Origin of the sequence: Methylorubrum rhodinum (assembly GCF_014199935.1) — a bacterium.
GTDB classification, from domain to species: domain Bacteria; phylum Pseudomonadota; class Alphaproteobacteria; order Rhizobiales; family Beijerinckiaceae; genus Methylobacterium; species Methylobacterium rhodinum.
Map to the genome: position 1 here is coordinate 16,431 of NZ_JACHOP010000005.1, position 11,920 is coordinate 28,350.

The 11,920-nt window shown below is 70.9% G+C and carries 12 protein-coding genes; 4 read left to right on the forward strand and 8 right to left on the reverse strand.

Translation table 11 applies throughout. The features are described from left to right. Nucleotides 1–118: 118 nt before the first annotated feature. From HNR00_RS07785 to HNR00_RS07815, 7 genes are all read right to left on the reverse strand, one after another. Nucleotides 119–1,237, reverse strand: coding sequence for a PAS domain-containing sensor histidine kinase (locus tag HNR00_RS07785; protein WP_183567464.1), 1,119 nt, complete (start codon nucleotides 1,235–1,237; stop codon nucleotides 119–121). 10 nt (nucleotides 1,238–1,247) lie between these two features. Beyond that, entirely contained in the window at nucleotides 1,248–2,036 is a 789-nt protein-coding gene (locus tag HNR00_RS07790; protein WP_183567467.1) for an alpha/beta fold hydrolase, read from the reverse strand. A gap of 207 nt (nucleotides 2,037–2,243) precedes the next feature. Continuing rightward, nucleotides 2,244–3,629, reverse strand: coding sequence for a glutathione-disulfide reductase (gene gorA, locus HNR00_RS07795; protein WP_183567470.1), 1,386 nt, complete (start codon nucleotides 3,627–3,629; stop codon nucleotides 2,244–2,246). A 7-nt stretch (nucleotides 3,630–3,636) separates the two neighbouring features. Next, nucleotides 3,637–4,854, reverse strand: a complete 1,218-nt coding sequence (locus HNR00_RS07800) for an O-antigen ligase family protein (RefSeq protein WP_312886015.1) — start codon at nucleotides 4,852–4,854, stop codon at nucleotides 3,637–3,639. Next, entirely contained in the window at nucleotides 4,851–5,429 is a 579-nt protein-coding gene (locus tag HNR00_RS07805; protein ID WP_183567473.1) for a DUF2059 domain-containing protein, read from the reverse strand. Before HNR00_RS07805 ends, HNR00_RS07800 begins: the two co-directional genes overlap by 4 nt. A 59-nt stretch (nucleotides 5,430–5,488) precedes the next feature. Continuing rightward, nucleotides 5,489–6,202 (reverse strand): ribose-5-phosphate isomerase RpiA, encoded by a 714-nt coding sequence (gene rpiA / locus HNR00_RS07810; RefSeq protein ID WP_183567477.1) that lies wholly within the window; start codon nucleotides 6,200–6,202, stop codon nucleotides 5,489–5,491. Between the two features lie 150 nt (nucleotides 6,203–6,352). Further along, on the reverse strand, nucleotides 6,353–6,880 hold the full coding sequence (locus HNR00_RS07815; RefSeq protein WP_183567480.1) for a hypothetical protein: 528 nt from the start codon (nucleotides 6,878–6,880) through the stop codon (nucleotides 6,353–6,355). Nucleotides 6,881–7,102: 222 nt separating this feature from the next. Between HNR00_RS07815 and gph the strand changes: the two genes are divergently transcribed. Together gph and HNR00_RS07825 are read left to right on the forward strand one after the other, a co-directional pair. Next, nucleotides 7,103–7,813 (forward strand): phosphoglycolate phosphatase, encoded by a 711-nt coding sequence (gene gph / locus HNR00_RS07820; protein ID WP_183567482.1) that lies wholly within the window; start codon nucleotides 7,103–7,105, stop codon nucleotides 7,811–7,813. Between the two features lie 230 nt (nucleotides 7,814–8,043). Further along, a complete protein-coding gene (locus tag HNR00_RS07825; RefSeq protein ID WP_183567485.1) occupies nucleotides 8,044–8,619 on the forward strand; it encodes a hypothetical protein in 576 nt (191 codons plus the stop codon). Nucleotides 8,620–8,798: 179 nt separating this feature from the next. On the opposite strand, the gene HNR00_RS07830 is transcribed toward HNR00_RS07825, so the two are convergent. After that, complete coding sequence (locus HNR00_RS07830; protein WP_183567488.1) at nucleotides 8,799–10,040, reverse strand: argininosuccinate synthase; 1,242 nt, start codon at nucleotides 10,038–10,040, stop codon at nucleotides 8,799–8,801. Nucleotides 10,041–10,244: 204 nt separating this feature from the next. Here HNR00_RS07830 and HNR00_RS07835 point away from each other — a divergent pair, with 204 nt between their 5' ends. Together HNR00_RS07835 and HNR00_RS07840 are read left to right on the forward strand one after the other, a co-directional pair. Then, nucleotides 10,245–10,871, forward strand: a complete 627-nt coding sequence (locus HNR00_RS07835) for a 2-hydroxychromene-2-carboxylate isomerase (RefSeq protein ID WP_183567491.1) — start codon at nucleotides 10,245–10,247, stop codon at nucleotides 10,869–10,871. Between the two features lie 106 nt (nucleotides 10,872–10,977). Continuing rightward, nucleotides 10,978–11,856 (forward strand): dienelactone hydrolase family protein, encoded by an 879-nt coding sequence (locus HNR00_RS07840; protein ID WP_376770365.1) that lies wholly within the window; start codon nucleotides 10,978–10,980, stop codon nucleotides 11,854–11,856. The last annotated feature ends 64 nt before the right edge of the window (nucleotides 11,857–11,920 follow it).

Consider the following 11,920-nt stretch of genomic DNA (forward strand, 5'->3'; position numbering starts at 1 on the left):
TCCTCGATATCGGATCCGGGCGGTTCTCTCGATTCCTGTCGCCGCATCGTGGTGTGCGAAAGCCGGAAACCACCTTTCGGGACGGTTCTCCGAAAAGGTTCGCCGGTTTGCCTCACGCTTACCGCACGTGAAGCGGCATCCGGAACGTGAAGCGGGTCTCCGCGGGCATCGAGGTGACGTCCAGCGTACCGGCATGTGCCTTGGCGATCTCGGAGGCGATGTGGAGGCCGAGGCCGAGGCCCTGCTGACTGGGCCGGACCTCGCCGCGGAAGAACGGTTGGAACAACCGCTCCAGGGCAGGCTCCGGGATGGGGGCGCCGCCGTTCGCCACCGAAATCGTCAGGGTCGCTCCGTCGACGTCCGCACGAATGCGCACGGGTTCGTCCTTCGCGCCGTGCGTGAGAGCGTTGCCGAGCAGGTTGGAGACGAGTTGGGCGATGCGCGACGGGTCGCACCGGATCGGTCGGGGAAGGTCGAACGCGGTCTCGATAAGGCGGTCGGGCACCCCGATCCGCAACTCGGTCACGACCTGATCCAGGACCGGCCCCAGCATGACGTCGGGGCGCAGGTCGAGCGGGATCCCCGCTCCGAGCCGTCCGCGCGCGAAATCCAGAACGTTGTCGATGAGGCCGCTCATCCGGACGACGCTGGCCTGGATCGCCGCGAACAGCTGCGTCCTCCGCTCCGCCGGCAGGTCTCTCTGGAGAAGCCTCGCCCCGGACGAGATGGACGCGAGGGGGTTGCGCAGGTCGTGCCCGAGCACGGCGATGAACTGCTCGCGCAACTCGGACGTCTCGCGTTCCGTCGCCAGGATGGCCTGCGTCGCCCGCTCGGTGGTCTCGCTCCTGTCCCGGGCGTCGAGCAACTGGCGTTCGTAGAGCCGGCGGCCGGTCGACTTCAGCAGGGCGAGACGCGTCGAGCGATGCTGCCCGTCGGCGTCCCTGACGACCCGTGCGCTGCCGAACACGGCGAATTTGCCCCCGTCCGCCGTCCGAAGGTCGAGCGAGGCCTCTTCGAAGTGGCCTTGCATGGCGAGGAGCGGTGCGTAGCTCGTCTCGTAATGCATCATGGTCCCGGTCGTCAGAAGGTCCCGGAACCGTTTGCGGGGAAGATCCTGCGCCGGGCATCCGATCCAAGCCGCCAGCGTGTCGTTGGCCATGACGATACGGCCGTCCCCGTCCAGCGAGACGTAGGCGAACGGCGCGTTGCGGTAGAGGTCTTCGTATTCCTCGATCATGCGCTGCCGATCAGACGAAGTCGCGGATGGCGGCGATGACCTCGGACGGTGCGCTGAGGTTCGGGCAGTGGCCTGTCGCCCGCAGGTGAACGAGCGTGCTGTCCTTGACGTGGCGGTGTACGTATTCGCCCACCGGGGTCGGCGCGATCACGTCGTCGCTGCACTGGAGGACCAGGGTCGGAACCCGCACGTTGGGAAGGTCCGTCCGGTTGTCCGACGTGAAGGTCACGCGCGCGAAGTCGCGGGCGATGCGGGGATCCATGCGGCAGAAGCTGTCGGTGAGTTCGTCTCCGAGTTCGGGGCGATCCGGGTTGCCCATGATGGCCGGCGCCATGGCGCTTGCCCATCCCATGTGGTTCTTGCCCAGGAAGTCGAGCAGTTCGTCGACTTGCGGAGCCGAGAAGCCGCCGACGTAGTCGCCGTCGTCGACGTAGCGGGGAGACGGGGCGACCAGGATCAGGCATCCGAACAGCGCCGGTTTCCGGATCGAAGCGAGCGCGCCGATCATGGCGCTCACGGAATGGCCGACGAAGACGGCGTCCCGGAGGCCGAGTTCCTCGGCGATCTCGATCAGGTCGTCGGCGTAGCCGGACAGGCTCGCGTACTTGGCCGGATCGTAGGCCGCCCGGTCGGAGCCGCCCGCCCCGACCTGATCGAACAGGACCGTGCGGAACTGGGCCTCGAAGACTGGCGCCACGTAGCGCCACATGTTCTGGTCGCAGCCGTAGCCGTGGGCGAACACCATGGTTCGCGGACCGCTCCCGCTTACTCTGACATTGTTGCGCGCGACGGCCGACATGTCGTGATCCTACGATCAAACGACCGAATTGCCCACCAAGAGCCGAAGTTGCCGACTCTCCGGCGAATGTCGCTTTTGGGAGCGCCTGGGACCGATCCGAATGGCCGGCACGGGTCGGATACGGGACATCCGCTTCGAGGTCGAGGGGCGGGTTGCGCTCGCCGTCCCAAGCGGCCTCTCGAACGGCCGGAGGGACGGCCCCCGTCGCTATCCCACCCCGACCGGATGCTTCACCACGAAGGGCGTGCGCATCGTCACCAGTTCCTCGCCCAGCGTCGGATGGACCGCGATGGTGCGGTCGAAATCGGCCTTGGTGGCGCCCATCGTGACGGCGATGCCCACCGCCTGGATGATCTCGCCCGCGTCCGGCCCCATCACGTGGACGCCGACCACGCGGTCGCTCGCGCGCTCGACCAGCACCTTCATGATGACGCGCTCGTTGCGGCCGGACAGCGTCGCCTTCATCGGGCGGAAAGCCGCCTTGTAGACGTCGACGGCGCCGTAACAGTCGCGGGCCACGTCCTCGTTGTGGCCGATCACGCCGATCTCGGGAGTCGAGAACACCGCGGTGGCGATCAGGCGGTGATCGACGCACCACGGCTTGTTGCCGAACACCGTGTCGGCGAACGCATGGCCCTCGCGGATCGCGATGGGGGTGAGCGCCGCCCGCCCCGTCACGTCGCCTACCGCGTAGATCGAGGGCACGGATGTGCGCGAATCCGCCTCGACGGGAATCGCACCGCGCGCGTCCAGCGCGATGCCGACGCGGTCGAGCCCCAGGCCGTCGACGTTCGGGCGGCGGCCCGTCGCCACCAGCACGCCATCGACGTCGAGGTGTTCGCCGTCGTCGAGCGTCGCCCGGATCGCGCCGTCATGGCGGTCCAGCCGCTCGACGGTGCGCCCGAGGCGCAGGTCCATCCGCTCGGCATAGGCCTCGCCGAGGGCGGTCGCGATCTCGGGATCGAAGCCGCGCAGCAGGGTCTTTCCGCGGTGGAGCAGGGTGGTCTTGGTGCCGAGCGCGGCGAAGACGCCCGCGAACTCGACCGCGATATAGCCGCCGCCGACCACGAGGATGCGCGCGGGCTGGGTCTCCAGATCGAACACGCCGTTCGAGTCGATGGCGAGTTCGGCGCCCGGAATCAGCGGCTCGCGCACCGGGCTCGCGCCGACCGCGATCAGGATGAATTTCGCTCGCACGGTCCGATCCGAGCCGAGGAGGCGCACCGTGTGCGGGTCCTCGATGACGGCGCGTTCCGCCACCACCTCGACGCCGGAGCCGGCGAGGTTGCGGCCGTAGATGCCCTCCAGCCGCGCGACCTCGGCGTCGCGCGAGGCCTTGAGCGCCGCCCAGTCGAAGCGCGGCGGCTGGATTTGCCAGCCGAAGCCCGCCGCGTCGGCGAACTCGTCGGCGAAGCGCCCGGCATAGACCATCAGCTTCTTCGGCACGCAGCCGCGGATCACGCAGGTGCCGCCGACGCGGTATTCTTCCGCCAGCATCACCCTGGCGCCGTGGCCGGCGGCGATGCGCGCCGCCCGCACGCCGCCGGAGCCGCCCCCGATCACGAACAGGTCGACGTCGAAGTCTTCGCTCATCGCAATCTCACTCGCTTTGTATCGGCCCGGCCGCGAGCGCCGTGCGCAGCCATGCCAGCGCGGTGCCGAGGCCCGCGGTCCACCAAGCCTGCCACGCCCCGTGCTCGACGAACATCACCGCCACCGCCGCGCCGAGCAGCCCGAGCGCCGTGGCGAACAGCCCGCGCGGCAGCGTCGCCGCCGCCCTCAGGGTCAGGAACGCCGCCAGGCTCCCCAGAACCGCGCCGACGAGGCCGAGTTCGGCCCAGATCTGGAGGAAGCTGTTGTGGGGATGGCCCACCGCCAGCATCGTCCGCATCTCCGGCTCCAGGCCGGCGGCGGCCGGCACGTCGGCGAAGCGCGCGCCCGTGCCGTAGCCGGAGCCGGCCAGGGGCGCCTGCGCCACCGCCGCGCCGAAGCTCTGGGCGATGGCGACGCGGGCGCGGGACGAACTCTGCGTCAGCCGCTCGTGCGCCGCCTCCGGCATGAAGCGGGCGAGGATGTCGCCCTCCACCGGCGCCAGCGCGAAGGCGAGGCCGAGCGTCAGCCCCGCGAGCGCGAGGCCGGCGCGCTTGGGCGAGAGCCGGGCGATCGCGAACAGCCCGGCCCCGGCGAGCAGCCCCAGGGCCGCCGCCCCGCTGATCGAGCGCAGGACCGCGAGCGCCGTGACCGCGAGGAGGGCGAAGGCCGCGAGGCGGCGTCCGCGCAGGACCAGCCATGCGGCGAGCGGCCCGGCCAGGAGCAGGAATGTCAGCAGCGGCCGGTTGAACATGAACAGGGCCGTCCGCTGCCCCAGCGCCCGCTGCGGCGCCAGATCCAGGGCAAGGCTCGCCACGACGAACAGGCAGGCCGCCGCGAGCCCCGCGGCGGCGAGGGCGGGCCCCCAGCCCGGCATCCGGACCGGCGCGAGGCGGGCGAGCAGGTAGGCGGCGAGCAGCGTCGGGGCGAACTCCGACAGCGTCCGCGCCGACAGGCCGGGAAACGGGCTCCACAGGAACGCGGCGAGGCACCAGCCGAGGAAGGCGAGCGCCGCGAGGCCGAGGGGGCTCGCCAGCGGGCGCAGGACGAAGCGGAGCGTCTCCGCGCCGCGTTCGGCCACCGTTCCGGCGAGGAACAGGAGGGCGGCGATCCCGACCACGAGCGGGCTCGACCGGTTGGCCAGTGCCAGGGCCACGGGAACCAGCGCCAGCACGACGGTGCCGGCCGCGTCGAGCCGGGCCGCGGCGCCGGCTGCGCCGATCCTCACTGGAGCGAGTGGCCGCGCTTGCCCATCTCGGCCCGGGTGCGGACCATGACGTATTCCGAGACCTCCTGGGTCCAGTCCTGCATGGCGCCGACCATGTCGTCGAGGATCTGCGGCTGGGTCTCGACGTAACGCTTGCCCGCGGGCGAGCGGAAGAACACGATGATCTCCTTCAACTCGGCCTCGGTCAGGCGCTTGGCGTAGATGCGCGCGGCGATGTCGATCAGCCGGTTCTTCTGCAGCGTCATCTCCGGCTCGAGGCTCTTCAGCACTTCGTCGAGGTCCTTGCCGAGGTCGGGCCGGGTCACCGCGTTCTTGCGGATCTGATCGGCCATGGTCGGGATGATCGAGTCGAACGAGCGGCTGATCCCCGAACTCAGCATCACCTCGCGGGCAAGCGCGAGGTGGGAGGCGGTGATCTCGGGCTCGGCCGGGGCTTGCGGCGCGGGCGTGCCGGGCTTGGCGGTCGGCTTCTGCGCCGGGGCGGGGGGCGTGGGCTTGGTGGCCTGGGCGAGGGCGGCCTGCGGCAGGCCCGCCGCGAGGAGGAGGCTGGCCAGAACAGCGAGACGGGGCAGCATGCGGACGGGGCTCCGAAGAATGCGAAGGGGGCGAAGGTCGAACGGCGTCGCCGGAAGGGTCACGGGCGGCTGAGAACGGTGACGCGGGCCTCCGAGCCGGAGGCCTCGGCGAGGAAGGCGGTGTCACTGATGCCGAGGAACAGGCCGTGCTCGACCACGCCGGGCACCGCCCAGAGCCGGGCGGAGAGGCCCTCCGGGTCGGGGATGGCGCCGAGATGCGCGTCGAGGAGTGCGTGGCCGCCGTCGGTGACGAGGGGCTCGCCCGCGGCATCGAGCCGGCGGGTGAGCGGCTTCCCGGCGCAGCCGCTCTCGGCGAGCGCCCTCTCGACCGCGCGCCACGTCGCGCCGAGGCCGAAGGCGTTCACCTCGATGGGGAGCGGGAAGGCGCCGAGCGTCTCGACGCGCTTGGCCGCGTCGGCGATCACCACCATGCGCCGGCTCGCCATCGCGACGATCTTTTCCCGCAGCAGCGCGGCGCCGCCGCCCTTGATCAGGCGCAAGCGGCCGTCGACCTCGTCGGCGCCGTCGATGGTGAGATCGAGTTCGGGCAATTCGTCGAGGGTCGCCAGACGGATGCCCTCGCGCTCGCACGCGATCCGCGTCGCCTCGGACGTCGGCACGCCGATCACGTCGAGGCCGGCGCGCACGCGATCCCCCAGGAGCGCGATGAAGGCGGCCGCGGTGCTGCCGGTGCCGATGCCGAGCCGCATGCCGGGCTCGACCAGTTCGAGCGCGCGCGCGGCCGCGGCGCGGCGCAGGTCTGGCGCGCTCACGAGATCGTCTCCGGGATCGGATGCGGGTGCGTCATGGGCGGATCGGCCCCGGTTCGCGGCTAGGACGGGCAGGCCCCTAGCACGCCTCCCCGCCGCGGCAAAAGCCGGACGAGGGGCGCGAGGCCGCGTCGCGCCGTCGTCGACCGTTCGTCAGGGCCGGCCCTGCCCACCGCCTTGCCCGCTGGCCTGTCCCCCTTGCGGCGGCGTCGCGCTCGGGCCGGCGCGGCCGGGGGCCGGGCCGGTCGCCGCCGCGCCCGCGCCGCTGGCGGTTCCGGCGGGCGGCGGGCCGGCCTGCTCGGTGCAGACCACGAGTTCCTGCCGGATCTGCACGTAGCAGGCGCTCATCGCGCCGGTGCGGTGGTTGACCCGGTAGATGCCCGACTCGCGGGCGTGGCGGGAGGCGATCAGCCCGTATTCCCCCGGCGCCTGCGGCCCGGCGCCCTCTCCGGCCGCGAAGCACAGGGTGACGCCGACGCTGTCGTCGCGCAGGCCGTACTGGCAGGAGGTGACCTCGCCGGTGGCGCGGTCGATCCGGTAGATCCGGTTGAGATCGACGGCCGGCGCGGCAACGAACTCGTAGGAGCCCGCGGCGCGCGCCGCGCCCGATCCGCAGGCGAGCGCCGCGACCAGCGCGCAGCCGGCGAGATGGGCGGGGGAAAGGGCCGGATGAGAGCGCATGGGCGGGGCCGTGGTGAGGAGCGGGGATAACGGGGACAAGTCGAGGTCCGTGGCGGCGCCATCAGACCCCGGCTCCATGGCGGAGCTTGGGCAAACAGCCAGAAACGCGGGGCGGCAGGAACGCAACAGGAAGGCGCTCGCTAACGCTCGGTCAACCGCCGGGGTTGATCGTCGCGGCGACGACAGCTAGCCAGCTTGACAGTGTTTCGATTTGGGACGCCGATGACCGTTCTTCCCCCGATCGCCGTGTTCGATCTCGACGGGACGCTCGCCGAGACCGCGGGCGACCTCGTCGGCACCCTCAACGTGATCCTGGCCCGCGAGGGCCACGCGCCGCTGCCGCTGGAGCAGGCCCGCGACCTCCTGGGCGCCGGCGCCCGCGCGCTGATCCAGCGCGGTTTCGCCGCCTCGGGCGCCGAACTGAGCGTCGAACGGCTGGAAGTCCTGTTCGAGGCGTTCCTGGAGCATTACGGCGCGCATCTCACCGACAATTCCTACCTCTTCCCCGGCGTCGTCGCCGCGCTCGACCGGCTGGAGGCCGAGGGCTTCGTGCTCGCCGTCTGCACCAACAAGGTCGAGGCGCACGCGGTCGCGCTGCTCGACGAACTCGGCGTGCGCGACCGCTTCCCCGTCATCGTCGGCAAGGACACCTTCGCCTTCTCCAAGCCCGACCCGCGCCACATCACCGCGACCGTCGCCCGCGCCGGCGGCGATCCGCACCGCGCCGTGATGGTGGGCGATTCCCGCGCCGACGTGGCGGCCGCCCAGGCCGGCGGCATCCCGGTGGTCGGCGTCACCTTCGGCTACACCCCGGTGCCGATGCGGGACCTGAAGCCCGACTGGACCATCGAGCATTTCGACGAGCTGGTGGACGCGGTCGCCGCGCTGGTGCCCCATGCCTTTCGCAGAGCGGAAGTGAAGCCTGCGGCTTAACGTGCCGGGCCTCAAGCGCCGGCGGTCGCGTCCGCGACCTTAGGCTTCTCACTCCGTTAGACGCCTCGGCTGGCGCCGAGGCCCACTGCGCGGGGCGCTCTTCGCGCCCGGCTAACCGGCCGTTCCGTCTTGAACGTGGTTCGGCCGATGCTGACAGGCTCCGCTTGCACCGCCCCGGCGCCTGCGCCACTGAACCGGGGCCGGGCGGCTCCGGCGGCGCGAGAGGCACGATGAGCGACCCGACCCCCTTCGAGCTGACGCTGGAGCGCATCGCCCTGATCCGGCGGCTGGTCGTCGCCTGGAACCCGGCCGGGATGGGCGCGCCGATCGTCCACCCGGACGCGCCCTACGGCAGCGCCGACCGCGACGACGACATCTTCAACGTCACCGGCGACGACGAGGGGGCCGCGGAGGAGCACCGGGCGATGGGCGACGCGCTCGCCGTGTTCCTGCGCCACGCCGTGCTCCGGCCCGGCCGCTACCAGTACCACAACCCGCTCGCCAAGCTGACCTCGACGGCGCTGGGCGACGTCTTCCGCGACGACGAGACCGGCGAGACGCCCGAGCACATCACCTTCGCGGTGACCGACGCCCACCTCGCCCTGATCCCGCGCCTTCAGGTGCGTTGGGACGAACGGGGCGACGTGCCGGCGATCGACACGGCGCAGCCCTACGGCGCCGGCACGCAGGCGGAATCCGAGCGCCTGCACCGTGAGATGCAGCCGGCGATGCAGATCTTTTTGCGGTACGGCGACCTCGCTCCGGGGTTCTTCGCGAAGGGGTCGGCGGGCTGGGAAGCGGCCTGAGCCTCTCCGCCGTCATTCCGGGGCGCCGAAGGCGAACCCGGAATCCACGACGGGCCGCGACGCTTGCCACCCGCCGCGCATCACGGGTGGATTGCACGCCTCCGGCGTGCCCCTCCGGTTCCGGGTTCCGCTGCGCGGCCCCGGAATGACGTTCGCGGGTTGGACCCGGCCTGTCGGCCTCAGCCCTCCCGCTTCTTCCTTTGCGCCAGCGTGCGCAGCCGCAGCGCGTTGAGCTTGATGAAGCCCGCGGCATCCCGGTGGTCGTAGGCCACCGCGCCTTCCTCGAAGGTGACGAGATCCTGATCGTAGAGGGAATGCGGGCTCTCGCGGCCGACGACGTGGACGCCGCCCTTGTAGAGCTTGAGCCGTACCGTGCCGGTGACCTTCTCCTGGCTCCTGTCGATCAGCGCCTGGAGCATCTCGCGCTCGGGCGAGAACCAGAAGCCGTTGTAGATCAGCTCCGCGTATTGTGGCATGAGCTGGTCCTTGAGGTGGGCGGCACCCCGATCGAGCGTGATCGACTCGATGGCGCGGTGGGCCGGCAGCAGGATGGTGCCGCCGGGCGTCTCGTACATGCCGCGGCTCTTCATGCCGACGAAGCGGTTCTCGACGAGATCGAGGCGGCCGATGCCGTTGGCGTGGCCGAGTTCGTTGAGCTTCGCCAGGAGGCTCGCGGGCGAGAGCGCCTCGCCGTCGATCGAGACGGCGTCGCCCCGCTCGAAGCCGATGGTGATGACGGTCGGGGTGTCCGGCGCCTCCTCCGGCGAGAGGGTGCGGGAATAGACGTAGTCCGGCACCTCGACGGCGGGGTCCTCCAGCACCTTGCCCTCGGACGAGGCGTGCAGGAGGTTGGCGTCGACCGAGAACGGGCTCTCGCCGCGCTTGTCCTTGGCGATCGGGATCTGATGCTGCTCGGCGAACGCGATGAGCTGCTCGCGCGAACGCAGATCCCACTCGCGCCAGGGGGCGATCACCGTCACGTCGGGCTTGAGCGCGTAGTACCCGAGTTCGAACCGGACCTGATCGTTGCCCTTGCCGGTGGCGCCGTGACAGACGGCGTCGGCGCCGACCTTCTCGGCGATCTCGATCTGCTTCTTGGCGATGAGCGGCCGGGCGATCGAGGTGCCGAGCAGGTAGACGCCCTCGTAGACGGCGTTGGCCCGGAACATCGGGAAGACGTAGTCGCGGACGAATTCCTCGCGCAGGTCTTCGATAAATATGTTTTCCGGTTTGATGCCCAGAAGCTCGGCCTTGCGCCGCGCCGGCTCCAGCTCCTCGCCCTGGCCGAGATCGGCCGTGAAGGTGACGACCTCGCACGCATAGGTGGTCTGTAACCACTTGAGAATGATGGAGGTATCGAGCCCGCCCGAATAGGCGAGCACGACCTTCCTGACGGCTTTGTTCGGGCTGGCGTCGGACATGGCGAGGCTCTTGGGTGGGGCTCTGGACAAGGGTCGGGCGCGCGTGCCCGGAAGGGTGCGGCTTAACAGCAGGCCCGAGCGCGGCGCAACCGCGGCGGCGCGGTTCGGTTGAAGCTGTGCGGTTCGCTTCATGCGGCGCCGTCGTGTCTTGCGGTCGGGGGATCCCGGGACGACGATGCGGAACCCGGTAAGGAGGCACGCTGGATGGCGCGACGGCCGACCCTGGAATTCTGGTACGAGTTCGCCTCGACCTATTCCTACCTCGCGGCCATGCGCATCGAGGCGCTGGCGGAAGACGCCGGCGTCGAGATCCGATGGCGGCCCTTCCTGCTCGGTCCGATCTTCGCGGCGCAGGGTTGGACCAACTCGCCGTTCAACCTCTACCCGGCCAAGGGCCGCAACATGTGGCGCGACCTCGACCGCGAGGCCGCCCGCCTCGGCCTGCCGCCGGTGACGCGCCCGAATCCCTTTCCGCAGAACTCGCTCTCGGCCACCCGCGCGGCGACCTACGGCATCGACCACGACTGGCTGGTGCCGTTCTCCAAGGCGGTGTTCGAGACGAGCTTTTCTCGCGGCGAATCGATCGCCGAACCGGCGGCCGTCGCGAGGATCCTCGACGGTCTCGGCCTCGACGGCACCGCGATCCTCAGGGCGGCCTCCGCCGAGACCAACAAGGGCCGCCTCAAGGTGGCGGGCGAGGAGGCGCGCTCCCGCGGCATCTACGGCGCGCCGAGCTTCCTGGCCGAGGACGGCGAGCTGTTCTGGGGCAACGACCGCCTGGAACAGGCCCTGACCTGGGCCGCCGGCGACCGGCCCGCGGGATTGCGGTAAGCTTGGACCATCTGCGCCGCGCATCCCGCTCTCCCGGTTCCTGCCCCGGGCGCATGGAGCGAGGGCGGAATGCGGCCCTGAACCCGGCGGCATGCCACGAGAGGTCCTGATGACGGACGATGTTCCCCACGGTTCCGCGACGGCGCGCGCCGAGCCCGGTCGCCGCGCCTTCTTGAAGACGAGCCTCGGCGCGGGCTTCGCGCTCGCAGTGCTCCCGGTTTCGGCCGCCACCGTCACGACGCCGGCCGAAGGGCTGACCGTGGGCGAGGTGACGGTGCCCTCGCTCGGCGTCGAGATTCCGGCCTACCGGGCGATGCCGGCCTCGGGCGGTCCGTTCCCGATCATGTTGGTCGTTCAGGAGATCTTCGGGGTCCACGAGCACATCAAGGACGTGTGCCGGCGCTTCGCCAAGCTCGGCTACTACGCCATCGCCCCGGACCTGTTCGCCCGCCAGGGCGACGCCACCAAGGCCGACATCCCGACGATCCGGAAGGAGATCGTGCCGAAGGTGCCGGACGCGCAGGTGATGGACGACCTCGACGCCACGGTGGCGTTCGCCGGCCTGAGCGGTGCGGCGGACGTGAAGCGGCTCGGCATCACCGGCTTCTGCTGGGGCGGACGCATCGTCTGGCTCTACGCCGCGCACACCAACACGCTGAAGGCGGGCGTGGCCTTCTACGGCATCCTCGGCGGGGCGGCCTCGCCCCCCTCGGAGCTGAAGCCGCGCAACCCCGTCGACATCGCCGCCGATCTCAAGGCGCCGGTGCTCGGCCTCTACGCGGGCCAGGACGACAACATCCCGATGCCGATCATTGAGCAGATGCAGAAGGGCCTGAAGGACGCCAACGGCTCGTCGCGGATCGAGGTCTTCCCGGACGCCCCCCACGGCTTCCACGCCGATTACCGCCCGACCTACCGGGAGGGCCCCGCGACCGAGGCGTGGGGCAAGGCGCTGGCGTGGTTCAAGGCGAACGGGGTCGGATAGGACGCTTTCCCCTCCCCCTTGCGGGGAGGGGTCAGGGGTGGAGGTGGTGCAGAAGGCACCGCTT

Bases quoted from the DNA above. Each gene is read 5' to 3' on its own strand.
- HNR00_RS07825 (WP_183567485.1), top strand. From the start codon at position 8,044: ATGAGCGACCCGACCCCCTTCGAGCTGACGCTGGAGCGCATCGCCCTG.
- gph (WP_183567482.1), top strand. From the start codon at position 7,103: ATGACCGTTCTTCCCCCGATCGCCGTGTTCGATCTCGACGGGACGCTC.
- HNR00_RS07830 (WP_183567488.1), bottom strand. From the start codon at position 10,040: ATGTCCGACGCCAGCCCGAACAAAGCCGTCAGGAAGGTCGTGCTCGCC.
- HNR00_RS07785 (WP_183567464.1), bottom strand. From the start codon at position 1,237: ATGATCGAGGAATACGAAGACCTCTACCGCAACGCGCCGTTCGCCTAC.
- HNR00_RS07835 (WP_183567491.1), top strand. From the start codon at position 10,245: ATGGCGCGACGGCCGACCCTGGAATTCTGGTACGAGTTCGCCTCGACC.
- HNR00_RS07805 (WP_183567473.1), bottom strand. From the start codon at position 5,429: ATGCTGCCCCGTCTCGCTGTTCTGGCCAGCCTCCTCCTCGCGGCGGGC.
- HNR00_RS07790 (WP_183567467.1), bottom strand. From the start codon at position 2,036: ATGTCGGCCGTCGCGCGCAACAATGTCAGAGTAAGCGGGAGCGGTCCG.
- HNR00_RS07815 (WP_183567480.1), bottom strand. From the start codon at position 6,880: ATGCGCTCTCATCCGGCCCTTTCCCCCGCCCATCTCGCCGGCTGCGCG.
- gorA (WP_183567470.1), bottom strand. From the start codon at position 3,629: ATGAGCGAAGACTTCGACGTCGACCTGTTCGTGATCGGGGGCGGCTCC.